This is a genomic window from Pseudomonas sp. NY15372, from assembly GCF_048068215.1.
GTDB lineage: Bacteria > Pseudomonadota > Gammaproteobacteria > Pseudomonadales > Pseudomonadaceae > Aquipseudomonas > Aquipseudomonas guariconensis_A.
Genome location: NZ_JBLUPY010000030.1, coordinates 1 through 25306, shown reverse-complemented (window position 1 = coordinate 25306; position 25306 = coordinate 1). Strand labels below are relative to the sequence as shown.

The window sequence follows — 25306 nt, the reverse complement described above, 5'->3', positions numbered from 1 at the left end:
GGTGTTACCTTTCCTGTAATCGGGCGGATGACGGTTATGCCACTGAGTCTAGCGCGCCTGCACCCTGGTCGGACAGGCGAAAACGCCCGATTGGGCATAGCCTGTAGGAATCCCCTGACAGGAGGTTGCCGATGGTCCATGCGATCCTCGCCGCACTGATCCTCGCCGCCGTGCCGCTGGCCGACGCTGCCGGCCAGCAGCCACGGATCCTCACACCGGTGCCTGGCGCGCCGGGTACACCGACGCCAACCCCTTATCCACAGATCACCCCGAGTACGCCGCCCAAGGCGGGTGACAACCAACCCGGCGCGCCATTGCTGCCACCGATGCCGGTGCCTGGGCCGCCCAAGGATCAGCCGTTGCCGGGGTTGCAGGAGTCGCCAAAACAGTCACCCAAGCAAGACTGAGACGGCCTCGAAGGGCTGGGTGATCTGCCACAGGGAGCTGCGGATCCACGCGGCCTGTGGCTACACCACGCCCAACGCGTTGAAGACGAACGCATACTCCAACGCCACATCGCGCAGCCCCTGGTAACGCCCGCTCATGCCGCCGTGTCCGGCGCCCATCTCGGTCTTGAGCAGCAACAGGTTGTCGTCGGTCTTGCAGGTGCGCAGGCGCGCCACCCACTTGGCCGCTTCCCAATATTGCACGCGGCTGTCGTTGTAGCCGGCGACCACCAGCATGGCCGGGTAGGCCTGGGCCTTGACGTTCTCGTATGGGGCATAGGCCTTGATCCGCTGGTAGACGTCCGGCTCCTCGGGGTTGCCCCATTCGTCGTACTCGGTGACGGTCAGCGGCAGCTCCGGGTCGAGCATGGTGTTGAGCACGTCGACGAACGGCACCTCGGCGATGGCGCAGCGGAACAGCTCCGGGCGCTGGTTGAGCACTGCCCCCATCAGCAGGCCGCCGGCGCTGCCGCCGCTGATGGCCAGGCGTTCGCGGGTGGTCACGCCCTCGGTGATCAGGTGCTCGGCACAGGCGATGAAATCGTCGAAGCTGTTCTGCTTGTGCGCCTGCTTACCGGCCCGGTACCAGGCCTCGCCCAGCTCGCCGCCACCGCGCACATGGGCGATGGCGAAGGCCACGCCGCGTTGCAGCAGGCTCAGGCGGGCGTGGGAAAACCACGGGTCGAGGCTTTCGCCGTAGGCACCATAACCGTAGAGATACAGCGGTACGCAGCGGCCCAGGTCATCGCGCCGGCGCACCAGGCTGATGGGCACGCGGGTGCCATCCTTGGCCACGGCCCACAGGCGTTCGCTGACATAGTCGTCGGCATCGAACTCGCCCAGCACCGGGGTCTGCTTGAGCACAGCCTGCTCGCCGCTGGCCAGGTCCAGCTGGCGTACCTGGGCCGGCCGGTTGAGTGCTTCGTAGCGCAGCCGCACGCGGGTGCTGGCGAACTCCAGGCTGTCCTGAACGTACAGGCTGTAGGCGGCGTCCGGCAGCTCGACACGGTAGGGCGCCCGGCCCTGGGGCCGCACCTCGATGATCGGCAGGCCGCCTTCGCGCAGGCTCAGGGTCAGGGCGCTGGCGTTCAGGCTCAGGCCCTCGAGCATCACCGCGTCGCTGTGGGGTACCAGCACCTGCCACTGCTCGCGGCTGGGCACCTGCTCGGCCGGGGCGTGGAACAGAGCGAAGTTGATGCCGTCCTGGTTGCTGCGGATGAACCACCGCCATTGGCCGTCGAGCTGGCCGTGGTCGGGGAAGTATTCATGGCCCTCGACCCGCGGCGCGAGGCAGGTGAAGGCCGCCTGTGGGGTCGCGGCGTCGAGCACCCAGGCCTCGCTGGTGGTCTTGCTGTTGAGCAGCAGCACCAGCTGGCGCTCGGAACTGGCCCGGTAGCAGTGCAGGAAGAAACGCCCATCAGGCTCTTCGAACACGGTCTGTGCCTCGCTGCTGCCCAGGGTATGGCGACGCAGGCGCCAGGGACGGTGGGTGTCGTCCAGTTCGGCGAAGAACAGCGTCTGGCTGTCGTTGGCCCAGGTCAGGCTACCGTCGCAGTCGTCGAAGGGCAGGGCGGTGACCGTGCCGCTGGCCAGGTCCTTCACGTACAGGGTGTAGATCTCGTCGCCGCTGGTGTCGAGGCTGTAGGCCAGCAGGCGGTGATCGGGGCTGACATTGAAGGCGCCCAAGGACAGGAAGCCGCCATTGGCCAGGGCGTTGGGGTCGAGCAGCAGTTGCTCCTGGCTTTGGTCGACGGTGTTGGAGTCGTCGGCAGGTCGCGGGCAGCGGTAGTGGCGGGGGTATTCATCGCCGGCCGTGGTGCGGGTGTAGTACAGGTATGGGCCCCAGGGGGAGGGCAGCGACAGGTCGGTTTCGAGGATGCGTGCCTTGATTTCCTCGAACAGCTGTTCGCGCAGGGGCGCCTGGTCGGCCAGGCAGGCTTGCTGGTAGGCGTTCTCGGCGTGCAGGTAAGCGAGCACTTCGGGCGTGTCTCGCTGCTGCAGCCAGGCGTAGGGGTCGGGGGCGTTGTCTCTACGGGCGACGGGCGGCTGGGGCTTGTTGGGCATTGGGGATCTCTTGGCTGGGGGCGGCCTGCCTGGCGTTGTCGCCGGCAAGCCCGCGCCCACAGGTACTGCTTAGCCTCGAGGGCAGCGCTGAATCTGTGGGCGGCGGCTTACCGGCGATTGGGGCCGGGACAGGGAGACGCTGTGTGCGCCCTGAAAAGTGTTTATCATAGGCATCTCTTTACCTGGCTTGCACGAACACCATGACCGAGAACGACTATACGCTCGCCTGGGGCCTGTACGCCCTGGCCGCCCTTGGCTGCCTGTGGGTGGGCTTCAAGCTCACCGGTTGGATGTGGCGCTGGCTGCGCGAACCGCTGCGGGTGGTCCTGGCAGTGCTGCTGCTGACCCCGACCATCGTCGACCCGGTCAAGGAAAGCTTCGCCCCGGCCATCGCCATCACCGCTCTGGACCTGGCCTTCAAGGTGGGCAACAACGCCTGGCGTGCCGCCTCGGACCTGGCCATGTACGGCTTGATCGCGTTCATTCTGTATGGCGTTTTCGTCCTGGTGCGCTGGCCGTTGGAAAAGCGCGCCCGTGAACGCCGGGCCAAGGCCGACGCCGCCGCCCAACGCCAGGCCGCCGAGGACGAACAGGTGACGTCCCGGGCTTCGCTGGCCGCCGAGCGCCATGACCGCTACCGCGACGACCCGCAGCCGGTGGCCACCGGCCGCGGCCGGGTCGAGCCACGGTTGTAGGCGGAGGGCCTGGAGCATGTGCGAACTGCTGGGCATGAGCGCCAACGTTCCCACCGACATCGTCTTCAGCTTCACCGGGTTGATGCAGCGCGGCGGCCGTACCGGCCCGCACCGCGACGGCTGGGGCATCGGTTTCTACGAAGGGCGTGGCCTGCGTGTATTCCAGGACCCCGCAGCGAGCAGCGAGTCGGAAGTGGCCAACCTGGTGCAGCGCTACCCGATCAAGAGCGAAGTGGTCATCGGCCATATCCGCCAGGCCAACGTCGGCAAGGTCTGCCTGTCCAACACCCACCCGTTCGTACGCGAGCTGTGGGGGCGCAACTGGTGCTTCGCGCACAACGGCCAGCTTGGCGAGTTCCGTGGCCAGGTCACCTTCTACCGGCCGGTGGGCGACACCGACAGCGAGGCGGCCTTCTGCGACCTGCTCAACCGCGTGCGCGCCGCCTTCCCGGAGCCTGTCGAGATTGAACAGCTGCTGCCGGTGCTGGTCGAAGCCTGTGCCGGGTACCGCGGCAAGGGCGTGTTCAATTGCCTGCTCAGCGATGGCGACTGGCTGTTCTGCTTCTGCTCGACCAAACTGGTGCACATCACCCGGCGCGCGCCGTTCGGCCCGGCGCGCTTGAAGGATGTCGACCTCAATGTCGACTTCCAGTCCGAAACCACCCCCAACGACGTGGTCACGGTGATCGCCACCGAGGCCCTGACCGACAACGAGACCTGGCAGCGCTACGAGCCGGGTCAATGGGCCCTGTGGCGCCATGGCGAATGCATCGCCCAGGGGCAGAGCTAGGAAGCCGTTGCATGTTCAGAGGTTACCTGCGGTTGCTGCTGTTCACCTTCGGCCTGCTGGCCGGCCTCCAGGTACCTGGGCTGATCAAGGATTACAGCCAGCGGGTCGAGGCGCACCTGTTCGAGTCGCGCGAGGCGCTCGACGGCTTCCGGCAGACCGCCGAACGCTTCTTCAACGGTGACCTGCAGGCACTGGTGCGCCATTACCGTACCAGCGACGATCCGGTGTTCAACAGTGATGCCAACAGCATCGAAAGCCTGCTGGTTCGCAACCAATTGCTGGAAAAGGAGTGGCAGGCACTGCAAGCGCCCTGGCCGAGCCGCACCTGGCATGTGCTGGTGCAGGCCGATCCGCAACTGCGCGACGAGACGCTCGCGGGCTACAGCTACCAGGTGCTGTTGGTGCCCGAGGCTATCGGCTGGGGGCTTGGCGTGGGGTTCGTGCTGGCGTTGGTGGTCGAGAGCCTGCTGGTGGGGCTTGGCTGGGTGGTGCTTGGCGGTCGGCGCAAGGCTGTCAAAGAGAGTTGGCGCTAGGCCTGGGGCCGCTTTGCGGCCCCAGGCCTGTCAGACCAGCACGATCCGCTGCTCCCCCACATCCCGCGCATAACGCTCCAGCACCTGCTTGCACACTCCCACCACTTCATCCACCAATGCCACGCCGGTCTGCCAGGCCACCACCAGTTCCAGGCTCGGCGGCGGCTGCAACCCGCCCAGCAACACCAGCTCGCCCCGGGCCAGTTCCGCATCCACCAGTGCCGGGGGCAGGGCGCCGATACCAAAGCCATCGCGCAGCAGGCGCGTGATGGCGGCGACCGAGTTCACGCAGTTCAGCCGTGGCGCCTGGGCACCTGCGGCCTGCAGCAGGCTGAGCACTTCCTGGTGCGGGCGGGAATTCTTGGAGAAGGTGACGATACGCTCCCGGGCCAGCTCCGCCAGCGAGGCGTAGTCGCGATGTTGCAGGGAGCCCGCCGCGACGACCCAGCCCATCGGGTAGCGTGCCAGGTCGGTGCTGCGGATCGACTCCTGGCGCAACAGGTCGGTTTGCAGGATTACATCGAGGAAGCCTTTTTGCAGCTGTTCGCGCAGGTTCAGCGCGGTATCGGCCACCAGTTCGATCTCAACCTGGGGGTAGCGCTCGGTGAGCTCGGCCACCAGCGCGCTCATCCAGGTGTGGATCACCGTGTCCATCACGCCGATGCGGATCCGCCCGACCTTGGTTCGGTCGCTGTCCAGTGACTGCTTCATGGCCTTGGCGGTGTCGAGCATGCGTTCGGCGTACTCCAGCACCTTGCTGCCTTCCGGGGTCAGGCTGACGCCGCGAGAGTCGCGCAGCAGTAACTTCACCCCAAGGTCCGCCTCCAGCGCGGCGATACGGCTGGACACCGACGCCTGGGTGGTGAACAGCTTCTCGGCGGTGAGCCTGAAGCTCTTGAGCCGGGCGACCCAGACGAAGGTTTCGAGAAAGCGCAGATTCATGATCAGTTTTTCTTGTTCCAGACCGGCGGTTTTTATCGTTGGACGCTGCCCCCGCAGCCTTTGAACAATGATACCCAGGCCGCGACGCCAGGCGTCGTCCATAAAACAATATCAACAAGCCGAGGCAACCATGAACCCAACCGGCGTGCAGCAGCAGGCGCCCACCCGCCCGTCCACCGGCCCCTTCGCCTGGTACCGCGACATCGACCGCCAACAGCGACGCACCTTCTGGAGCTGCAAGATCGGCTATGGCCTCGATGGCATGGACACCCAGATGCTGAGCTTCGTCATCCCCACCCTGATCCTCATGTGGGGCATCACCACCGCCGAAGCTGGGCTGATCCACACCAGCACGCTGATTGCCTCGGCCCTGGGGGGCTGGATCGCCGGCATCCTGTCCGACCGTATCGGCCGCGTGCGTACCCTGCAGCTGACGGTGCTGTGGTTCGCCTTCTTCACCTTCCTCTGCGGCTTCGCCCAAAGCTACGAGCAACTGCTGGTGGCGCGCACCCTGATGGGCTTCGGCTTCGGCGGCGAATGGACCGCTGGCGCAGTGTTGATCGGCGAGGTGATCCGCGCCCAGGACCGTGGCAAGGCGGTGGGCATGGTGCAGTCCGGCTGGGCCATTGGCTGGGGCCTGACGGCCATCCTGTATGCGCTGTTGTTCTCCTTCCTGCCACCGGAACAGGCCTGGCGCGCGCTGTTCCTGTTGGGCATCGTGCCGGCGGTGTTCGTGATCTTCGTTCGCCGTCTGGTCAAGGACCCGGAGGTCTATCGCGAGGCCAAGGCGGTTGAGAAGACCGAGGCGCCGTCGCGCTTCTACGAAATCTTCGCCCCGGGCATGCTCTGGACCACCTTGCGCGCTTCGCTGCTGACCACCGGCGCCCTGGGTGGCTATTACGCCATCACCTCCTGGCTGCCGACCTTCCTCAAGAACGAACGGGGCCTGAGCGTGCTGGGCACCGGAGGCTACCTGGCCATGGTCATCGTCGGCTCCTACGTCGGCTACGTGGTCAGCGCATACCTGACCGACCTGCTCGGTCGCAAGAAGAACTTCATCCTGTTCGCCGTCGGCTCGTTCGTCATCGTGCTGCTCTATACCCAGATGCCGGTGAGCGATGGCGTCATGCTGTGGCTGGGCTTCCCCCTGGGCTTCTTCGCCTCGGGCATCTTCAGCGGCATGGGGGCCTTCCTCACCGAACTGTTTCCCACGCGTATCCGTGGTTCGGGGCAAGGCTTCTGCTACAACGTGGGGCGGGCCATCGCCGCGCTCTTCCCGCTGCTGATCGGCGTGCTCAGCCAGAAGGTGCCGCTGGGGCTGGGTATCGGTGGCTTCGCCGCGGTGTCCTACGGTGTGGTGATTCTTGCCGCCCTGAGCCTGCCGGAAACACGCGGCAAACAACTCAAGGCACGGTAAGGTAGGCAACATGAATAGCCACAAGGGAACCCCACCGGTGAAACGCCTGCTACTCAATTGCGATATGGGCGAAAGTTTCGGCAGCTGGCGCATGGGCCTGGACGCCGAGGTCATGCCATACATCGACTGCGCCAACATCGCCTGCGGCTACCATGCCGGTGACCCGGGCACCATGCGCCGCACCGTGGCCCTGGCGCTGGAACACGGCGTCACCATCGGTGCTCACCCGGCCTATCCCGACCTGGTCGGCTTCGGCCGCCGTTCCATGGCCTGCAGCAGTGAGGAGATCCGCGACCTGCTGCACTATCAGATCGGTGCCCTGGAGGGGATCTGCAAGGTGCTTGGCGGCCGCGTGGCCTATGTCAAACCCCACGGGGCGCTGTACAACGACATGATGGCCGACCCGCTCAAGCTGCGCGCCGTGCTCGAGGCCGTGGCCGCCTATGACGCCAGCTTGCCGCTGATGCTCATGGCCACTGCCGATGACAGCGCCGCCCGGGCCCTGGGCGAGGCGGTGGGCGTGCCGCTGTGGTTCGAAGCCTTCGCTGACCGCGCCTACACCGCCAGCGGCCATCTGGTGTCCCGGCGCCAGCCCGGTGCAGTGCACCACGACCCTGCGCAGGTGGTCGAGCAGGCCATGCGCCTGGCGCGTGGCCAGGCACTGGTGGCCGATGACGGCAGCGCTGTGCAACTGGACGCCAGTACCCTGTGCGTACATGGCGACAACGACAGCTCCGTGGCGGCGGTGCAGCAGATCCGCCAGGCCCTCGATGCGTGGGGGCAACCATGATGAACCCACGCATCGAGGTGGTGGCCATCGACAGTGTGATGGTGCGCCTGTTCGACACCATCGACGAGGCCAACATGCCATGGGTACTGGCGGCTAGCGAGCGTTTGCACGCGGCTTTCGGGGCGAGCCTGGTCGACCTGGTGCCGTCCTATACCACGCTGATGGTGCAGTTCACCTCGGCACCGGGCGAGGCGAGGGCGCTGATCGGCAAGGCCTTGGAGGGCTTGCAGCCGGACACTGGCAATACCGGGCGCCGGCACCAGATCCCGGTGTGGTACCACGCCAGCGTTGGGCCGGAACTGCCGCAGCTGGCAGCCCGCAGCGGCCTGAGTGAGGCCGAGGTGGTGCGCCTGCATTGCGCGCGTGAATACCCGGTGTTCGCCCTGGGCTTCGCCCCGGGGTTCGGCTTCATGGGCCTGGTGGACGAGCGCCTGGCCAGCCCGCGCCTGAGTACCCCGCGCAAGCGCGTGGCCGCCGGCAGCGTGGGCATCGCCGAGCGGCAGACCGCTGTCTACCCGGCCGTGTCCCCGGGCGGCTGGAACCTGATCGGCCGTACCCCGGTGAAGCTGTTCGACCGCGAGCGTGACGGCTACAGCCTCCTGCAACCGGGGGACCGGGTACGTTTCGTGGCGGTGTCCCATGCCGAGTTCATGGCTTTGGGCGGCGATGACACCCCGTTGGAGGCCCTGGCATGAACCAACTGACGATCGAAAGCAGCACGCCGCTGTGCCAGGTGCAGGATGCCGGGCGTTTCGGCGTGCGCCACCTGGGCGTCACCCAGGGCGGTGCATTGGACTGGGTGGCCATGCGCTGGGCCAACTGGCTGCTGGGCAACGCCTTGGATGCGCCGGTGGTGGAGGTGACGCTGGGAGGTTTCGGTGTGGTGGCCGAGCAGGATTGCACGCTCGCCCTGACGGGCGCTGACCTGGATGCACAGGTCGATGGCCAGCCCGTCCAGCCCTGGCGCAGCATGCGGCTCGCCAAGGGCCAGCACCTGAGCCTGCGCCAGCCTCGGCAGGGTGCCCGCGCTTATCTTGCCGTACCGGGCGGGTTCCAGGCCGAGCCGGTGCTGGGCAGTTGCGCGACGGTGGTACGCGAGGCGCTTGGTGGTGTCACCGGGTACGGCGCGGCGCTTTCCAAGGGGCAGGTACTGGCGTTTGCCGGTGGCTCCGCGGCGCTTCGGGAAGTACCGGAGCCGCTGCGTCCGGCCTATCACGGTACGCCAGAGTTGGACTTGGTGATCGGCGCGCAGATTGGCCAGTTCAGTGGCATCAGCCTGTTCGAGGCGTTCAACCGTGACTGGGCCTTGGACAGCCGCGCCGATCGCATGGGCATTCGTCTGCTCGGACCGCAACTGGCGTATCAAGGGGCGCCGATGATTTCCGAAGGTATACCGCTAGGGGCGGTGCAGGTGCCGCCGGATGGACAGCCGATCGTGCTGCTCAACGACCGGCAGACGATTGGCGGGTATCCGCGGTTGGGGGCGTTGACGCCGCTGGCGTTGGCCCGGTTGGCGCAATGCCTGCCGGGGGCGGCGGTGCGGTTCAGGGCAGTGGTGCAGGATTTGGCGTGGCAGGAGCAGCAGCAATACCTGGATCGCTGGCGGTAAGGCCTGCGGCCCGATCGCCGGCAAGCCGGCTCCCACGGGGCAGCACCAGCAGCCGTTGTGGGAGCCGGCTTGCCGGCGATTGAGGTTGCACGCTATTTGGACAGGTAGCGCATCCCTTCCTCCAGCCCCTGCAAGGTCAGTGGATACATCTTGTCTTCGATAAGGTCGCGCACCAGGTGGGTCGAGGCGGTGTAGTCCCAGGCCTGCTTCGGATAGGGGTTGATCCAGATGATCTTCCTGAACTTCTCCATGAACCGCTGCATCCACACATACCCGGCTTCCTCGTTCCAGTGCTCCACGCTACCACCGGGTTGGGTGATCTCGTAGGGCGCCATGGCCGCATCGCCAACGAACACCACCTTGTAGTCATCGCCGTACTTGTGCAGCAGGTCGAAGGTGGAGAAGCGCTCCGAGGTGCGGCGCAGGTTGTTCTTCCACACCGACTCGTAGACGAAATTGTGGAAGTAGTAGTACTCCAGGTGCTTGAACTCGGTCTTGCAGGCCGAGAACAGTTCCTCGCAGACCTTGACGTGGGCGTCCATCGAGCCGCCGATGTCGAACAGCAACAGCAGCTTGACCGTGTTGCGTCGCTCGGGGCGCATCTGGATGTTCAAAAGCCCTGCATCCCGGGCGGTATGGTCGATGGTGCCATCGATGTCCAGCTCCTCGGCGGCGCCTTCGCGGGCGAACTTGCGCAGCCGACGCAAAGCCAGCTTGATGTTGCGCGTGCCCAGTTCGACCTGGTCGTCGAGGTTCTTGTATTCGCGCTGATCCCAGACCTTGACTGCCTTGCCCTGGCGCTTGCCGGCCTCGCCCACGCGGATGCCCTCGGGGTTGTAGCCGCCGGAACCGAACGGGCTGGTACCGCCGGTGCCGATCCACTTGTTGCCGCCGGCATGGCGTTCCTTCTGCTCCTCCAGGCGCTTCTTGAACGCCTCGATGAGCTTGTCCAGCCCGCCCAGCGATTGGATCTGCGCACGCTCCTCGTCGCTCAACGAGCGCTCGAACTCCTTGCGCAGCCAGTCCTCGGGAATCAGTGCCTCCAGGTGCCGATCGAGGTTCTCCAGGCCCTTGAAGTAGGCAGAGAAGGCCCGGTCGAACTTGTCGAAATGCCGCTCGTCCTTCACCAGGATGGCCCGGGCCAGGTAATAGAACTCGTCCATGTCGGCGAACACCACCCGCTGCTGCAGGGCCGCCAGCAGGTCGAGCAGCTCGCGCACCGACACCGGCACCTTGGCTGCGCGCATTTCATTGAACAGGTTGAGCAGCATGGCCGGCTCCTGTCAGCGATTGCCGCGCCGGCTCATGAAGGCCAGGCGCTCGAGCAGCTGTACGTCCTGCTCGTTCTTCACCAGGGCGCCGGCCAGCGGGGGGATGGCCTTGGTCGGGTCACGCTCGCGCAGCACCGCCTCGCCGATGTTGTCGGCCATCAGCAACTTGAGCCAGTCGACCAGTTCGGAGGTGGAGGGCTTCTTCTTCAGGCCCGGCACCTTGCGCACGTCGAAGAATACGTCCAGCGCCTCGCTGACCAGCGATTGCTTGATGCCGGGGAAGTGCACGTCGACGATCTGTTGCAGGGTGTCGCGGTCGGGGAAGGCGATGTAATGGAAGAAACAGCGGCGCAGGAAGGCGTCCGGCAACTCCTTCTCGTTGTTGGAGGTGATGATGATGATCGGGCGCTGCTTGGCCTTGATGGTCTCGTCGATCTCGTAGACGTAGAACTCCATCTTGTCGAGTTCCTGCAACAGGTCGTTGGGGAACTCGATGTCGGCCTTGTCGATTTCATCGATCAGCAGGATCACCCGCTCCTCGGCTTCGAAGGCCTCCCACAGCTTGCCTTTCTTCAGGTAGTTGCGCACGTCGTGGACCTTGTCCACGCCCAGTTGCGAGTCGCGCAGACGGCTGACCGCATCGTACTCGTACAGCCCCTGGTGGGCCTTGGTGGTGGACTTGATGTGCCAGGTGATCAGCCGGGCGCCGAAGGAGGCCGCGAGCTGTTCGGCGAGCATGGTCTTGCCGGTGCCGGGCTCACCCTTGACCAGCAGCGGGCGCTCCAGGGTGATGGCCGCGTTGACCGCCAGCTTCAGGTCGTCTGTGGCGACGTAGTCGCGGGTGCCTTCGAACTTCATGAACCGATCCTCTGCGCAAGCCTGCATCGGCCTTTCGCCGGCAAGCCGGCTCCCACCGGGTCGAGGTGAGGGCTGGCTTGCGGGCGATAGGGCCCGTGCAGGCAACATCTGTTGGTGATTTGTCAGCGACTATAACGCCGCGCCCGGCGCCTGCAAACGCAGACCGGGTATTCAGTCTCTGAATGGTGCGTCGCGCCCCGGTTCAGTCGGAATCGGGCGGCGGCTGCTCGTAACGTGCGTTGAACGCCTGGATGAAGCCATTGCGCAGGATCTGCAAGAACGCCTCGAACCCACTGATGTCTTGCTGGTGCACGCTGCCGCTGAGTTCCACGCGGGTGGCGAACTGGTTCTTGGGCTGGTTCTTCAGCACGGTTTCGCTGGCGCCGACCAACGCTTCCCAGATCGAGCGGAAGAAGCCCTTGTCCTTGTCTTCGACGTCCTGCTGCCAGTTGAACACGTCCACGTCGCGCAACAGCGGCTTGATATAGCCGCTGAGCCGGCCCTTCTCGGCCTGGGCTTCGATCACCAGGTCACCGTGGCCGGCATTGAAGTCGAACTTGCCGTAGGCGCTGGCGAAATCATTGAGCCGGCGCAGCTGGATGTCGGTGGCGCGCAGGCGGAATTCGAAGTCGTCGAAGTCGCTGAACGGGTCGAAGGTGGCGCGGCTTTCCACCCGGGCGTCGCCCAGCAGGCGCGCCGTGCCGTCGAAACTGGCGTCGCGCCGGCCTTGCTCGTCACGCACGTTGGTGAGGTTGCGGATGCTGGCCTGCAGTTGGGTGGCCTTCAGGTCCACCGGCGGCTTGGAGGTGAAGTTGCGAAAGGTCAGGGTGCCGTCATCGATGCGCACTTCATTGAGGGTGATGGGCAGCAGTTTTTCCAGTTGCTGGCGCCAGTCGGTGCCCTGGCCGGTCTGGGAGTTGCGCTTGTTGCCACCGTCGACGAAGTTCAGCACAGGGTGTACGAACACCACTTCGGCCACCACGGCGTGGTCGTACCACAGCGAGCGCCAGCTCACCGACAGGTCGATCAGCGGCGCATCGAGCAGCGGCACCGGGACCTTGCCGGTGGTCTTGACGATTTCCAGGCCGTTGATCTGGTAGGCGCCGCGCCACCAGGCCAGGTCGACGTCGGTGATGCGGCCGCGGTAGTCGCCCATGTCGGCCAGCCTGTCGTTGAGGTAGTCGCGCACCAGGTAGGGTAGGGCCAGGTGCAGGGCCAGCAACAGGGCGAGCAGGCCGGTGACGCTGAGCAACGGCCAGCGGTAACGCGCTTTCATCGAAGGTCCTCCGAGGCGGGTTGTCCGGTTGACCGCACCGGGCTTGGCCGAGTTCGAACGGGCTTTACTGGCCTGTGGGGCGGGCTTACCCTTGAGGCTTTCCCCGCACGGTTAAGGACCCTGCCATGAGCCGCATCTACGCAGACAACGCCCATTCCATCGGCAACACGCCGCTGGTGCAGATCAACCGCATCGCCCCGCGCGGGGTGACCGTCCTGGCCAAGATCGAAGGGCGTAACCCAGGTTATTCGGTCAAGTGCCGGATCGGCGCGAGCATGGTCTGGGATGCCGAGAGCAGCGGCAAGCTCAAGCCGGGCATGACCATCGTCGAGCCGACCTCGGGCAACACCGGTATAGGCCTGGCCTTCGTTGCCGCCGCCCGTGGCTACAAGCTGGTCCTGACCATGCCTGCCTCCATGAGCCTGGAGCGGCGCAAGGTGCTCAAGGCCCTGGGCGCCGAACTGGTGCTCACCGACCCGGCCAAGGGCATGAAGGGCGCGATCGAGAAGGCCAACGAGATCGTTGCGTCCGAGCCCGGCAAATACTACCTGCCGGGGCAGTTCGACAACCCGGCCAACCCGGCGATCCACGAAAAGACCACCGGCCCCGAAATCTGGAACGACACCGACGGCGCGGTGGACGTGCTGGTGGCGGGCGTCGGCACCGGTGGCACCATCACCGGTGTTTCGCGTTACATCAAGAACACCCAGGGCAAGTCGATCCTGTCGGTGGCGGTGGAGCCTGTGGCTTCGCCGCTGATCAGCCAGACCCTGGCCGGCGAGGAACTCAAGCCCAGTCCGCACAAGATCCAGGGTATTGGCGCAGGTTTCGTGCCGAAGAACCTGGACCTGTCGCTGGTCGACCAGGTCGAGACCGTCACCGACGAAGAGGCCAAGGCCATGGCCCTGCGCCTGATGCAGGAAGAGGGCATCCTCTGTGGTATCTCCTGTGGCGCGGCGATGGCGGCTGCGGTGCGCCTGGCCGAGAAACCCGAAATGCAGGGCAAGACCATCGTGGTGATCCTGCCGGACTCCGGCGAGCGTTACCTCTCGAGCATGCTGTTCAGCGATCTGTTCACCGAGCAGGAAAACCAGCAATAAGCGCAGGGGGCCGCTGCGCAGCCCAATCGCCGGCAAGCCGGCTCCCACAGGTGGAGCCAGCTTACCGGTGGTCGAGGCGCGCATTTGTGCTCCACCGCTGATCCGGCGCAATGCCCGATTGCGTGCTTTGTTGCAAAATCCTCAACACTGCAGTCCGACCTCGGTTGTTTTTTACCGGGGCCGGATGGGTTTATGATGGCCGGATGATTTTGCGTGGGAGCAGGTTACGGCCTGGTTTCCTCTCCTAGGAGTTGTTGCATGACTTTTTCCTTTGCAGCCAAGGCAGGTGTTCTGCTGGTGTTCTTCGGTAGTGTGCTGTTCGTGCATTTGCGCGGCAAGGCGCGCTTGCCGGTGTTGCGTCAGTTCGTCAACCATTCGGCGCTGTTCGCTCCCTACAACAGCCTGATGTACCTGTTTTCCGGCGTACCCTCCCGGCCGTATCTGGACCGCCAGCGCTTCCCGGAGCTGGATGTGCTCAAGAACAACTGGGAGGTGATCCGCGAGGAGGCCATGCGCCTGTTCGATGAGGGCTACATCCGCGCGGCGGAGAAGGACAACGATGCCGGCTTCGGGTCGTTCTTCAAGAAGGGCTGGAAGCGCTTCTACCTGAAGTGGTACGACAAGCCGTTGCCCTCGGCCGAAATGCTTTGCCCCAGGACCGTCGAACTGGTCAGCCGTATCCCCAACGTCAAGGGTGCCATGTTCGCCTTGCTGCCGGGCGGCAGCCACCTGAATCCACACCGCGATCCCTTCGCCGGCTCGCTGCGCTATCACCTGGGCCTGTCGACGCCCAATTCGGACAATTGCCGCATCTATGTCGATGGCCAGCCGTACGCCTGGCGCGACGGCGAGGATGTGATGTTCGACGAAACCTACGTGCACTGGGTCAAGAACGAGACAGATGTCACCCGTGTCATTCTGTTCTGCGATATCGAGCGCCCGCTCAGCAGCCCGCTGATGACCCGCATCAACCGCAAGGTCAGTGCCTTCCTCGGGCGCGCCACCGCACCACAGAACACCGATGACGAGCGCGTGGGCGGCATCAACCAGGCCTACGCCTGGAGCAAGCGCTTCAGCAACCGGATCAGCGCTCGGATGAAGCAGTTCAAACGCGCCAACCCCAAGGCCTACCGTGTCCTGCGGCCGGTGCTGGCAGTGGTGGTGGCCTACCTGCTGTACCGCTGGTTGTTCTGACCGAGGACCAGCGCGGCTAGCGTGGGTCCCCCTGTGGGAGCGGCGGTGCGGCGGTCCGACTTGTCCCGCGATCAAGGGCGAAGCCCTTGCCAGGCGACGGTGATATCGGGCCCGGCCCAATCGCGGGACAAGCCCGCTCCCACAACGGACCTGCAAACTCAAATAGTTATGCGTTGTTCCATGAGAGCTGGCTTGCCGGCGATTGGGCTCCGATCATCACGCACCTTGCTCGGTAGTGGTTACGCCGCTATAGTCGATTCCATTCACGTCCTTCCAGAAGACCTGTTCATGCCAGCCATCCCTTCTGCCACTGCTGCCGTCCTCGCGCCTGTCGCGGGCCTGGTCGTGCGTGGCAGCCAGCAGCCGGCCATGATCAGTCACTACCCACCACCTGTCAGTGGCGTCGTAGGCGGCGTAGCTCCGCCTCCTTGCGCAATCGTGGTGCTGGGCTGACGGCCCCTGGCCGCACCCATCGCACGCGCAACCTACTGAACACGGTCGGCTCTATCCCTCGCTAACGCGACAGCCCGCCGTTTGGCTTACTTGCCCAATACAGGTGGCACTACATGTCTGTCTTTTGCAAAGCATCCGTGGCCTCGGCGGCCACGACCAGCCTGTTCGTCCTGCTGTGGAGCAGCGGGGCGATCGTTTCCAAGCTCGGCCTGGCCCAGGCCAGCCCGTTCGCCTTCCTCCTGCTGCGCTCGGCACTGGCCCTGGCCGGCCTGCTGTTGATCGGCCCGTTGCTGGGGCTACGTTGGCCACGCACCCCGGGTGCGATCCTGCGTGCCCTGGGGACGGGCTGCGTACTGCTGGGCGCCTACCAGATCTTCTACCTGCTGGCGCTCGATACCCACGTCACGCCCGGCGTCATGGCCACGGTGATGGGCGTGCAACCGATCCTCACCGTGGTGCTGATGGAGCGCCAGCGTTCCTGGAGCCGGTTGTTCGGCCTGGGCCTGGGGCTCGGTGGGCTGGTGATGGTGGTGTACCAGGGGATCAACCTGGGCGGGGTATCCCTGGCCGGGATGCTGTTCGCCCTGCTGGCGCTGGCCAGCATGACCTTCGGCTCGATCCTGCAAAAGCGCATCACCGACAATCCCATGGGTACCTTGCCGTTGCAGTACCTGGCCGGTTTCGCCCTGTGCGCGGCATTCGCGCCTTTGCAGCCGTTGCATGTGCAATGGAACGCGAGCTTCTTCGGCGCGCTGTTGTGGATGGGCCTGGTGGTGTCGTTGCTGGCGACCTTGCTGTTGTACCGGCTGATTGCCCGGGGCAATCTGGTCAATGTCACCAGCCTGTTCTACCTGGTGCCGGCGGTGACGGCGGTGATGGACTTCCTGATCTTCGGCAACCGGCTGGCGCCGCTGAGCCTGCTGGGGATGGGGTTGATCGTCGTCGGGTTGTTGTTCGTGTTCCGCAAGCCTGGGTTGCGGGTGGCTGAGGCTTGAGGTGTGAGGGCCGCTTTGCGGCCCGTTCGCGGCGCAAGGCCGCTCCTGCAGGGAGCGGCCTTGCTTTGCGATTTCTATCGGGCCGGCCGCAGCACCAGCCACAGCGCCATGCCAATCAGCATCCCGCCGTACAGGTGCGCCATCGACAGCGGCTCGTCGAGCAGCCAGGCACCCCAGAGCACGCCGAACACCGGGATCAGGAAGGTCACGGTGCTGGCCTTGACCGGCCCGATCTCGGCCAGCAGGCGGAAGTACAGGATGTAGGCGAAGGCCGTGCACAACAGGCCCAGGCCCAACAGCGACGACCAGACCTGCCAGCCGCCCCAGCTGGCCGGAGGCTGGGTCAGGGCGCTCCAGGCGAACAGCGGGGTCAGCAGCAAGGTGGCGCCCAGCATGCTGCCCAGGGCTGAAAGCCGGCTGTCCAGGTCGCTCAGCCAGCGCCGGGCGAGAAAACCGGCGAAGCCATAGCAGGTGGTCGCCGCCAGGCAGGCCAGGGCGCCTTGCAGCAGAGCCAGGTCCAGGGCCACAGGGCCTGCGCCGCTGAGGATGCCGACACCGAGCAACCCCAGGAAGATCCCACACAGCTTGGCCAGGGTCATCGGCTCACGGAAGAACAGCACGCCGATGAGCACCCCCATCAACGGCGTGGTGGCATTGAAGATCGCTGAATAGCCGGCTGGCAGCACCTGGGCCGCCACCGAATAGAAGGTGGCCGGAATCCCCGAGTTGATCATCCCCAGCACCAGGCAGGCACCCAGCTTGCCTTCGAAGTCCCAGCGTACCCGCGCCGCCGCCAGGATGGCCATCAGCCCCAGGCAGGCGATCGACACACGGAAGAACGCGGTCGGCACTGTGCCGAGTTCGGGAGCGATGATGCGCATGAACAGGAAGCTCGCACCCCAGACGGCGGCAAGGGTCAGCAGGCGGGCAAGGGCAGTGGGGCTCACGGTGGTCTCCAGCGATCGGCAAGGGCGCGAGTGTACGCTAGCGGGGGAGCGCGGTTCTTGTTCTTTCTTGCGGTGTGAATCCGCGCTGGCCCCATCGCGGGACAAGCCCGCACACAGGGGACCGGCGCTAGCCGCTTGTTCTCTGCGCGACAACGCAGCCCACAGGTGCAGCGGAGTGCTGCCGCTGTGTGCGGTTTACCCACGAACGGCGATACCAAGAGCGGGAGATGAAACTAAGCTGACGTGTTGAACCCCAGCACGGAGGTCCCTTGCATGTCCCAGCCCTGGCCGGCGGCCCAGATCGCCCGGATGATCCTCGATGGCTTCGACGACTACCGCGAGCATTTCCGGCGCATCACGCTCGGTGCCCGCGAGCGTTTCGAGCAGGCCCAATGGCAGGAGATCCAGCGCGCGGCTGCGGCGCGGATCAACCTCTACGAGGCCAAGGTCAATGAAGTCAACGGCTGGCTGCGCCAAGGCTTCGCCGAGGCGGTGCTTTTGGATGTGGAGCAGTGGCCGCTGGTCAAGAGCGCCTATATTCGGCTGATCGACCCGCGGCTGGACGATGAACTGTCGGAGACCTGGTACAACTCGATCTTCTGCAGCCTGTTCAGCCATGACCTGATCAGCGATGGCTGCATGTTCATCCACACCACCCGGCCATCGATGCGCGGCCATGAACGTGCAGCGCAGACCCGTACCTACCGGCCGGACGGCAGCCTGCGCAACCTGCTGCGGGCGGTGTTCGCCGACTACCCGTTCGATGTGCCCTACGGCGACCTGGAGGGCGACGTGGCGCGCCTCGAGGAACAACTGCGCGACTGCCTGCCGGACTGGGTGTGCAAGGACCCGGCACTGGCCGCGGAGCTGTTCTCGCCGGTGCTGTACCGCAACAAGGGCGCCTACTTGGTCGGACGGTTGTATACCCCCGACGAGCAGTGGCCGCTGGTGATCCCCTTGCTGCATCGCGAGGGCCATGGCATCGAGGCGGATGCGCTGATCACCGACGAAGCCGAAGTGTCGATCATCTTTTCCTTCACCCGGTCGTATTTCATGGTCGATGTGCCGGTGCCCGCGGAATTCGTCAATTTCCTCAAGCGCATCTTGCCCGGCAAGCATATCGCCGAGTTGTACACCTCCATCGGCTTCTACAAGCATGGCAAGTCGGAGTTCTACCGTGCCCTGATCAACCACCTGGCCACCACCGAGGACCGCTTCATCATGGCGCCGGGGGTGCGGGGCATGGTGATGAGCGTGTTCACCCTGACCGGATTCAACACGGTGTTCAAGATCATCAAGGACCGTTTCTCGCCTTCCAAGACTGTCGATCGGGCCACGGTGATCGACAAGTACCGCCTGGTGAAAAGCGTCGACCGGGTTGGGCGCATGGCCGATACCCAAGAGTTCGCCGACTTTCGCTTCCCCAAGGCCAAGTTCGAACCCCAGTGCCTGGCCGAATTGCTGGAGGTGGCGCCTTCGACCGTGGTGCTCGAAGGCGACACCGTATGCATCCGCCACTGCTGGACGGAGCGGCGCATGATTCCGCTCAACCTCTACCTCGAGCAGGCCAGCGAAGCCCAGGTGCTGGAGGCCTTGGAGGATTACGGCCTGGCGATCAAACAACTGGCGGCGGCGAATATTTTTCCGGGGGACATGCTGCTGAAGAACTTCGGCGTCACCCGCCATGGCCGGGTGGTGTTCTATGACTATGACGAGATCAGCTTCCTCACCGAGGTGAATTTCCGACATATCCCGCCGCCGCGCTACCCGGAAGATGAAATGTCCGGCGAACCCTGGTACTCGATCGGCCCCCACGATGTGTTCCCCGAGGAGTTCCCGCCGTTCCTGTTCGCCGATATCGGCCAGCGGCGGTTGTTCAGCCGGCTGCACGGGGAGTTGTATGACGCCGATTATTGGAAGGGGCTGCAGGCGGCGATCAACGATGGCCGGGTGATTGACGTATTCCCGTATAGGCGCAAAGGGCGCTAGCCCTTCATGCACTTGAGCTCGGTGAAGTCGCTGCGCACCTTGGCCAGCCGCGCCAGCAGGTGCTGCCGCTGCCCCGGTGTGCTCTGCCTGACCAGGTCCACCAACAGGTTGCGCGCCTGCTGTTCGGAGCGCTGGAAGGCGATGCGGTATTCCGGGGTCCACAGGCTTTCCTTGCGCTGCAGCAGCTGTGCCAGGCGCGGCTCGAAGGCCGGGGTATCGCGCTGGGCCAGGACCTGCACCAGTTGCTGCTGCCAGTGGGCACGGTTGGCAATGCGCTGGCCATTCTGGTCGCCCAGCGCCTGGGACCAGGTCAGCACCCGCAGGCGCTGAGGGGCGTTGAGCTCGCCGAACCAGGGCTCCAGGCGTTCTTCCATGCGCTGGGCGCGCTCGCTGACCTGCTTGGGCAATGGTGTCTTGTCGTATTGCGCCTGGCGCTTGCGGATATCGTCACGGAAGGCCTGGCTCATCTCTTTGACCTGGTCGTCGCTCATGCCACGCAACAGCTCGGTGGCCGACGGGGTGATCGCCTCGGCGACCCTGGCAATGGCCTGACGCGCTTCGTCGGTGCGTTGGCGCAGGGCCTGGTCGGTGACCTGATCGTCGGCCACCATCCGGCGGATCTGGTCGAGCCAGGCCAGGTAGCCGGGCAGCTGGGTCTGGCAATGCCAGGTCAGATGCTGCTTGAGCCGTTGGTCGAGCCAGGCCTTCTGCTGGCGGTTCATGTTCAGGTAGTCGCCCAGGGACCAGGGCACCAGCACGTCGAGGTTGCGATAGGCCAGGTCGATGCGGCTGCAGGCCACCACGGCCAGGGCGAAGCAGAGGACGAGGAACGCATGGCGCAGGGTCAGGAGCATGGGCGAATCCTTGCTGGGGCTTGCCTGGCAGTAGACGCAACCTGGCCACGGCAGTTCCTGGGCATGGACGGACAGGCGGCCGGGGCTGTTCAGGTGTAGAATAGCCGCCTTGTCTTGAGGATCTTCGTAAATGGCTTTGCTTGGGCGCTACAACAGTTTGCAAATCGTGAAACACACCGACTTCGGCCTGTACCTCGACGGTGGGGCCGACGGCGAGATCCTGCTGCCCAGGCGCTACATCCCCAAGGACACCGCCACCGAGGTCGACGACTGGCTGAACGTGTTCATCTACCTCGACAGTGAGGACCAGCTGATCGCCACCACCGAGAAGCCCAAGCTGCAGGTCGGCGAGTTCGCCAGCCTCAAGGTCAAGGACATCAATGGCGCCGGCATCTTCCTCGACTGGGGCCTGTCCAAGGACCTGCTGATGCCGTACTCGGAAGAGTCGCGCCCGCTGAAGATCGGCGACTACTGCGTGGTGCATGCCTACCTGGACAAACGCACCCGCCGCATCACCGCCACCGCACGCCTGGACCGTTACCTGGATCGCACTCCGGCCGACTACCAGGCCGGCCAGCCGGTCGAGTTGCTGGTGGCCGGGCAGACGCCCATGGGTTTCAAGGCGATCATCAACAACCGCCACTGGGGCCTGATCCACAAGAACGAGGTGTTCAAGTTCCTGCGTTCGGGCATGCACGAGAAGGGCTATATCAAGGAAGTGCGCCACGACGGCAAGATCGCCCTGAGCCTGCAGCCGGTGGGCAAGGTGCTGGCCGACAGCCTGCCCGAGCAGATCATGGCGCGCCTGGAGGCCGCCGGCGGCATGCTCGAGGTCTGCGACAAGAGCGACCCGGAGGTGATCAGCCGGCTGTTCAATGTCAGCAAGGGCAATTTCAAGAAAGCGATTGGCGCGCTGTACAAGCAGGGCCGTATCGTCATCCTTGACGATCGCATCGAGCGGGCCTGATCAGGCCTGCAGGAAGGGCGTGAAGTCCAACTGCTCGCCACCGGGGCGGGTGTCGCGCAGCAGCGAGTCACGGTCGGCGCTCAGGGCCAGGCTGATGGTCGAGCGACGCTTACCGGGGTGTCGGACTTCCATCTGCTCCTGATGGGCACGCAGGAAGTTGGTCGGCACCTTCAGGTGCTGCAGCGTGTCGGTCTCGGGGGTGTGCAGCAGCAGGTTGACCCAGTCGGGCTGGCCCTTGCGCAGCAGCGCCGTCGGCACATCGAACCACCACAGGTTGCGCTTGCGGTCGAGGATCGCGAACAAGGTGTTGTCGCGGTTGAGCACCGGCCGTTCCAGCACTTCGTTGCGGCGGGCGATGGCGGTGGTTTTGTCGAGTTTCATGCAGGTTCCTGCGGGTTGACGCTAGAAAGGCCTGGTATTGTGCGTTGGGCGCTGCTGGCGAACAAGCCTGATGTGGTCGGGCAACACCCTGGTTCTGCAGAGGCGTGCAGCGGGCTTGCCCCCGGATCGCCGCTACCACAGCAATTGAGCAGCACCGCACCCGGCGTGGTCTATTAGACTTGCACCATTGAAAGGGCCTACCCCTGCCAGTTGGCCTTGCCTGACACGATCCTGCGGCGAAAGGAGACGCTATGATTTTCCCCGACCTGCGCGGCTTGCCCCTGCACCGCGTGCTGGTGCGCACCGTCCGAGAATTCCTCGATGACGAGATGTCCACCTACGCTTCTGCGCTGGCCTACCAGATGCTGTTTTCCCTGTTTCCCTTCCTGCTGTTCCTCATCGCCCTGATCGGCTTCCTGCACCTGCCGGACTTCTTCTCCTGGCTGCGCCTGCAGTCGGAGCTGGTGTTGCCGCCCCAGGCCCTGGAACAGGTCAACCCGGTGATCGACCAGCTGCAGCAGTCCAAGGGTGGGCTGCTGTCGGTGGGTATCGTCATTGCCCTGTGGACCGCCTCGGCCGGTGTACGCCTGATGATGAGCGCGATGAATGCCGCCTACGACGTGCCCGAGGGGCGCCCGGTGTGGAAGCGCCTGCCGCTGTCGATCATCTATACCGTCGGCATCGCCGGCATGCTCCTGGCCGCTGCGGCCTTGATGGTGCTCGGGCCACAGGTGATGGAGTGGATCGCCGCCCAGGTCGGCATGCAGGAAGTGATCGTCACGGTGTGGACCATTCTGCGCTGGCCGTCGATCATCATCCTGATGATGGTGGCGGTGGCATTGATCTACTACGTGATGCCCGACGTGAAGCAGGAGTTTCGCTTCATCACACCGGGCTCGGTGCTGGCGGTCGTCGTGTGGATCATCGCCTCGCTGGCGTTCGGGTACTATGTGAAGACCTTCGCCGACTACAACGCGATGTACGGCAGCATCGGTGCGATCATCGTACTGCTGCTGTATTTCTACATTTCCGCCGCGGTGCTGCTGCTGGGCGCTGAGATGAATGCGGTCATCGAGCACATGTCGAGCGAAGGCAAGAACCCTGGCGAGAAGGAAGCCGCTGGCCATGCCACCCAGCAAACCCTCACCGTGCTCGGCCATGAGCACCCGGTCGAGCCCCAGCCCAGCGAGCCGAACCCGCGATGATCCGTGACATTCTCAAGATGGGCGACGATCGCCTGCTGCGCATCGCCCCGCCCGTGCCGCAGGCATTGCTCGGCAGCGCCGAGCTGCAGCAGTTGATCGACGACATGTTCGAGACCATGCGCCATGTGGGGGGCGTGGGCCTGGCTGCGCCGCAGATCGGCATTGACCTGCAGCTGGTGATCTTCGGCTTCGAGCGCAGCGAGCGCTACCCCGATGCCGAGCCGGTACCGCAGACGATCCTGCTCAACCCGGTGATCACCCCCGTGGCGATGGAGGTCGAGGATGGCTGGGAAGGGTGTCTGTCGGTGCCGGGCCTGCGCGGCGTGGTGCCGCGCTTTCGGCATATCCGCTACGAAGGCATTGACCCACAAGGCAACCCGATCAACCGTTTCGCCGATGGTTTCCACGCCCGGGTGGTGCAGCACGAGTGCGACCACCTGATAGGTCGCCTGTACCCCTCGCGCATCCAGGATTTCAGCCGGTTCGGCTATACCGACGTGCTGTTCCCTGGGCTGGATGCCCGCGACGACTGATCTCGCACCATCGCCACCAGGCGCTTGCTGCGCTGGTAGCGCGCCAGGCGAGCGCCCAGGGCCTCGGGCAGCGCGTCGGTGTCGGTGAAAGCCAGACGCTGGTAGAAGGTGCGCAGGTCCGGATGGCAGAACAGCCAGATGGGCGCCGAGGCATCCTTCAGCGCGGTCTCGATCAGCTGCGTGGCAACCTGCCGGCCACGCCACTGCGGTGCCACGAACAGGCCGGTGAGCCAGCGGCCACCGGCCATGGGAGTCAAGCTCATGCCGCCGACGATACCTTTGGCCCGCGCCACCCAAAGCTCGCCATCGGCGGCTGCGCGCATGCGCGAACCGTATTGGCGGTAGAAGTGGTCGAGCAACTTGCGCTCGAGGCTGTTCAAAGGCGTGCAGTGAAGTTCAGGCAGGGTCGTCATGGGAGGATTGTGACACCTCGAGCACGGTTGTGCAGTTCGTCGAGAATCAACCTGCTGTCATGAATTGTTGCAGATCACGCAAGGGTGAATGTCCGACTTCGGGGTTCAACTATTACCTGTCAGGAGTAAACTTTCTGCATCCCCCGTACACAGCGGGATCGGTACTTCGTGTCATCTCGCACTCCGATGACAACTTCTCCGCGCCCTTTCCGGCATATGAAGTCAATCGATCAGCTTGATTGCTTTTAAGGCCAAACTCCATGAAACCATTACTGATTCTTGCATTGGTCGGTATGTCCTCACTCGCCCTGGCAGATGAGGTCAAGACCGCTTCTACCCAGCCTGTTGTCGAGCAGTACGACTATTCCACCAACCTGGATATCAAGCGAGTGATCAGCCTCTCGACCATCCCCAACGTCTGCGAAGTGGTGCCCGCCACCATGACCTACGAAGACCACCAGGGCCAGGTGCACACCATCCAATACCGCGCCATGGGTGAAGGTTGCAGCCAGGGCTGAATGCGCCCCCCTGGAGCGGGCTTGTGCCGCGATGGGCTGCGTAGCAGCCCCAATGAGATGGCCCAAAATTAACCGACCGACCTTCTTTTGCTTTTGCTTGCGATGCGCAATAGTCCAGGCGCCGCCAAACGCGACGTCAGGAGCGAGGGAACCCCGGAGCGAAGCGCAGGGGCCGGATGCAGGAGCCAGCGGTTTTTGCCTACTTTTGCCCAAGAGCAAAAGTAGGTCGCCGTAAAGGCGAAAAGGTGAGTGAGCGCCGCCATGGCGAATGGATATTTCGCTATTTCAATGCAGTCGATAAATTGTTGGTTTTGACGTAAGCGCAAAGTCCATTTGCGATGGCGACGCTTATTCACCTTTCCGCCCTTACGGCGGGTCACTTTTTGTCAAACGCGACAAAAAGTAACCAAAAAACGCTGGCTCCTGCATCCGGCCCCTGCGCTGCGCTCCGGGGTTCCCTCGCTCCAGCCTTGCTCCGGCGGGGCGCGGCGAAGGGCCATCCATGGCCCTGCGCCGCTTGCCAGGCATCCATGCCTGGCACCCACCTGCGCAAGGCTTCCACTCGGCCTCCTGACGTCGCGTTTGGTGGCGCCTGGGCTATCGCGTATCAAGAGCAACAGAAGGGCTGCTTGGTAGGATCATGCCGCTGGTGCTGTTGTGAGCAGGATCTTGTGAGGGATCGAATCTTTTGACTGCGCTTCACGCATTAAGTAGCTGCTTTGCCTTAATAATTGGGGCCGCTACGCGCCCCATCGCGGCACAAGGCCGCTCCTACAGGGTTATGCAAGGCTTGCCACTGGCGGGTTGCCTGGGGGGCTTGTCCCGCGATGGGCTGCATAGCAGCCCCAATGAGATGTCCCAAAATTAACCGACTGGCTTTTGCCTTTGCTTCTGCTTGCGATGCGCGATAGTCCAGGCGCCGCCAAACGCGACGTCAGGAGGCCGAGTGGAGGCGTTACGGAGGTGGGTGCCGGGCATGGATGCCCGGCAAGCGGCGCAGGGCCATGGATGGCCCTTCGCCGCGCCCCACCGGGAGTAATGCCGGAGCGAGGGAACCCCGGAGCGC

At 64.6% G+C, this 25306-nt stretch carries 26 protein-coding genes; 16 read left to right on the top strand and 10 right to left on the bottom strand.

All coding sequences use genetic code 11. The features are described from left to right. The first annotated feature begins 131 nt into the window (after positions 1-131). Positions 132-407, top strand: a complete 276-nt coding sequence (locus ACNFG0_RS17800; protein ID WP_196146346.1) for a hypothetical protein — start codon at positions 132-134, stop codon at positions 405-407. Between the two features lie 60 nt (positions 408-467). Here ACNFG0_RS17800 and ACNFG0_RS17795 read toward each other — a convergent pair whose 3' ends face one another. Continuing rightward, entirely contained in the window at positions 468-2510 is a 2043-nt protein-coding gene (locus ACNFG0_RS17795) for a S9 family peptidase (protein WP_416765852.1), read from the bottom strand. A gap of 200 nt (positions 2511-2710) precedes the next feature. Here ACNFG0_RS17795 and ACNFG0_RS17790 point away from each other — a divergent pair, with 200 nt between their 5' ends. The 3 genes from ACNFG0_RS17790 to ACNFG0_RS17780 are packed head-to-tail and all read left to right on the top strand — an operon-like array spanning position 2711 to position 4528. Continuing rightward, complete coding sequence (locus tag ACNFG0_RS17790) at positions 2711-3205, top strand: MFS transporter (protein WP_196146344.1); 495 nt, start codon at positions 2711-2713, stop codon at positions 3203-3205. A gap of 16 nt (positions 3206-3221) precedes the next feature. Further along, positions 3222-3995, top strand: coding sequence for a class II glutamine amidotransferase (locus tag ACNFG0_RS17785; RefSeq protein ID WP_196146343.1), 774 nt, complete (start codon positions 3222-3224; stop codon positions 3993-3995). Positions 3996-4006: 11 nt separating this feature from the next. Then, the gene (locus tag ACNFG0_RS17780) at positions 4007-4528 is read left to right on the top strand and encodes a DUF2937 family protein (protein ID WP_196146342.1); all 522 of its coding nucleotides are present in this window, start codon (positions 4007-4009) and stop codon (positions 4526-4528) included. A 30-nt stretch (positions 4529-4558) separates the two neighbouring features. Here ACNFG0_RS17780 and ACNFG0_RS17775 read toward each other — a convergent pair whose 3' ends face one another. Then, positions 4559-5470: a LysR family transcriptional regulator gene (locus ACNFG0_RS17775; protein WP_084858387.1), complete on the bottom strand. Its 912-nt coding sequence runs from the start codon at positions 5468-5470 to the stop codon at positions 4559-4561. A gap of 130 nt (positions 5471-5600) precedes the next feature. Between ACNFG0_RS17775 and ACNFG0_RS17770 the strand changes: the two genes are divergently transcribed. The 4 genes from ACNFG0_RS17770 to ACNFG0_RS17755 are packed head-to-tail and all read left to right on the top strand — an operon-like array spanning position 5601 to position 9286. Continuing rightward, positions 5601-6887 carry an MFS transporter gene (locus ACNFG0_RS17770; RefSeq protein WP_196156276.1) on the top strand — a complete coding sequence of 429 codons (1287 nt, stop codon included), beginning with the start codon at positions 5601-5603 and terminating at the stop codon, positions 6885-6887. Positions 6888-6897: 10 nt separating this feature from the next. Beyond that, positions 6898-7677 carry a 5-oxoprolinase subunit PxpA gene (locus ACNFG0_RS17765; RefSeq protein ID WP_416765851.1) on the top strand — a complete coding sequence of 260 codons (780 nt, stop codon included), beginning with the start codon at positions 6898-6900 and terminating at the stop codon, positions 7675-7677. Then, positions 7677-8372 carry a 5-oxoprolinase subunit PxpB gene (pxpB, locus tag ACNFG0_RS17760; RefSeq protein ID WP_416765870.1) on the top strand — a complete coding sequence of 232 codons (696 nt, stop codon included), beginning with the start codon at positions 7677-7679 and terminating at the stop codon, positions 8370-8372. The genes ACNFG0_RS17765 and pxpB overlap by 1 nt, the downstream gene beginning before the upstream one ends. Further along, positions 8369-9286, top strand: a complete 918-nt coding sequence (locus tag ACNFG0_RS17755; RefSeq protein ID WP_196146339.1) for a biotin-dependent carboxyltransferase family protein — start codon at positions 8369-8371, stop codon at positions 9284-9286. The genes pxpB and ACNFG0_RS17755 overlap by 4 nt, the downstream gene beginning before the upstream one ends. 92 nt (positions 9287-9378) lie before the next feature. Here ACNFG0_RS17755 and ACNFG0_RS17750 read toward each other — a convergent pair whose 3' ends face one another. The 3 genes from ACNFG0_RS17750 to ACNFG0_RS17740 all read right to left on the bottom strand — a co-directional run bounded on the left by ACNFG0_RS17750 (position 9379) and on the right by ACNFG0_RS17740 (position 12691). Next, a complete protein-coding gene (locus ACNFG0_RS17750; RefSeq protein ID WP_196156273.1) occupies positions 9379-10557 on the bottom strand; it encodes a vWA domain-containing protein in 1179 nt (392 codons plus the stop codon). Between the two features lie 12 nt (positions 10558-10569). Further along, the gene (locus ACNFG0_RS17745; RefSeq protein WP_196146337.1) at positions 10570-11415 is read right to left on the bottom strand and encodes an AAA family ATPase; all 846 of its coding nucleotides are present in this window, start codon (positions 11413-11415) and stop codon (positions 10570-10572) included. A 202-nt stretch (positions 11416-11617) separates the two neighbouring features. Continuing rightward, entirely contained in the window at positions 11618-12691 is a 1074-nt protein-coding gene (locus ACNFG0_RS17740; RefSeq protein WP_196156272.1) for a DUF748 domain-containing protein, read from the bottom strand. A 125-nt stretch (positions 12692-12816) separates the two neighbouring features. Between ACNFG0_RS17740 and cysK the strand changes: the two genes are divergently transcribed. Both cysK and ACNFG0_RS17730 read left to right on the top strand, forming a co-directional pair. Then, the gene (gene cysK, locus ACNFG0_RS17735) at positions 12817-13791 is read left to right on the top strand and encodes a cysteine synthase A (RefSeq protein ID WP_196146335.1); all 975 of its coding nucleotides are present in this window, start codon (positions 12817-12819) and stop codon (positions 13789-13791) included. A gap of 258 nt (positions 13792-14049) precedes the next feature. Next, positions 14050-14985, top strand: coding sequence for an aspartyl/asparaginyl beta-hydroxylase domain-containing protein (locus ACNFG0_RS17730; protein ID WP_416765848.1), 936 nt, complete (start codon positions 14050-14052; stop codon positions 14983-14985). 216 nt (positions 14986-15201) lie between these two features. On the opposite strand, the gene ACNFG0_RS17725 is transcribed toward ACNFG0_RS17730, so the two are convergent. After that, the gene (locus ACNFG0_RS17725) at positions 15202-15366 is read right to left on the bottom strand and encodes a hypothetical protein (RefSeq protein WP_416765847.1); all 165 of its coding nucleotides are present in this window, start codon (positions 15364-15366) and stop codon (positions 15202-15204) included. A gap of 185 nt (positions 15367-15551) precedes the next feature. Between ACNFG0_RS17725 and ACNFG0_RS17720 the strand changes: the two genes are divergently transcribed. Continuing rightward, the gene (locus ACNFG0_RS17720; RefSeq protein WP_416765845.1) at positions 15552-16433 is read left to right on the top strand and encodes a DMT family transporter; all 882 of its coding nucleotides are present in this window, start codon (positions 15552-15554) and stop codon (positions 16431-16433) included. A gap of 74 nt (positions 16434-16507) precedes the next feature. Here ACNFG0_RS17720 and ACNFG0_RS17715 read toward each other — a convergent pair whose 3' ends face one another. Next, the gene (locus ACNFG0_RS17715) at positions 16508-17380 is read right to left on the bottom strand and encodes a DMT family transporter (RefSeq protein ID WP_196146332.1); all 873 of its coding nucleotides are present in this window, start codon (positions 17378-17380) and stop codon (positions 16508-16510) included. 273 nt (positions 17381-17653) lie between these two features. On the opposite strand from ACNFG0_RS17715, the gene aceK reads away from it, so the two are divergent. Continuing rightward, a complete protein-coding gene (aceK, locus tag ACNFG0_RS17710; protein WP_416765843.1) occupies positions 17654-19369 on the top strand; it encodes a bifunctional isocitrate dehydrogenase kinase/phosphatase in 1716 nt (571 codons plus the stop codon). Here the strand turns inward: aceK and ACNFG0_RS17705 are convergent. Then, positions 19366-20223 (bottom strand): DUF6279 family lipoprotein, encoded by an 858-nt coding sequence (locus ACNFG0_RS17705; RefSeq protein ID WP_196156270.1) that lies wholly within the window; start codon positions 20221-20223, stop codon positions 19366-19368. The two genes, aceK and ACNFG0_RS17705, sit on opposite strands and share 4 nt — an antisense overlap. Positions 20224-20353: 130 nt before the next feature. On the opposite strand from ACNFG0_RS17705, the gene ACNFG0_RS17700 reads away from it, so the two are divergent. After that, positions 20354-21190: a S1 RNA-binding domain-containing protein gene (locus ACNFG0_RS17700; RefSeq protein ID WP_084858402.1), complete on the top strand. Its 837-nt coding sequence runs from the start codon at positions 20354-20356 to the stop codon at positions 21188-21190. Here the strand turns inward: ACNFG0_RS17700 and ACNFG0_RS17695 are convergent, their stop codons facing one another. After that, positions 21191-21571, bottom strand: coding sequence for a hypothetical protein (locus tag ACNFG0_RS17695; RefSeq protein ID WP_196146329.1), 381 nt, complete (start codon positions 21569-21571; stop codon positions 21191-21193). Positions 21572-21822: 251 nt separating this feature from the next. Between ACNFG0_RS17695 and ACNFG0_RS17690 the strand changes: the two genes are divergently transcribed. Both ACNFG0_RS17690 and def read left to right on the top strand, forming a co-directional pair. After that, on the top strand, positions 21823-22776 hold the full coding sequence (locus tag ACNFG0_RS17690; RefSeq protein WP_196146328.1) for a YihY/virulence factor BrkB family protein: 954 nt from the start codon (positions 21823-21825) through the stop codon (positions 22774-22776). Then, positions 22773-23309: a peptide deformylase gene (gene def / locus ACNFG0_RS17685; protein WP_416765840.1), complete on the top strand. Its 537-nt coding sequence runs from the start codon at positions 22773-22775 to the stop codon at positions 23307-23309. The genes ACNFG0_RS17690 and def overlap by 4 nt, the downstream gene beginning before the upstream one ends. On the opposite strand, the gene ACNFG0_RS17680 is transcribed toward def, so the two are convergent. Next, positions 23264-23722, bottom strand: coding sequence for a GNAT family N-acetyltransferase (locus tag ACNFG0_RS17680; protein WP_416765839.1), 459 nt, complete (start codon positions 23720-23722; stop codon positions 23264-23266). The two genes, def and ACNFG0_RS17680, sit on opposite strands and share 46 nt — an antisense overlap. 260 nt (positions 23723-23982) lie before the next feature. Here ACNFG0_RS17680 and ACNFG0_RS17675 point away from each other — a divergent pair, with 260 nt between their 5' ends. Beyond that, positions 23983-24240, top strand: a complete 258-nt coding sequence (locus ACNFG0_RS17675) for a DUF2790 domain-containing protein (protein ID WP_196146325.1) — start codon at positions 23983-23985, stop codon at positions 24238-24240. The last annotated feature ends 1066 nt before the right edge of the window (positions 24241-25306 follow it).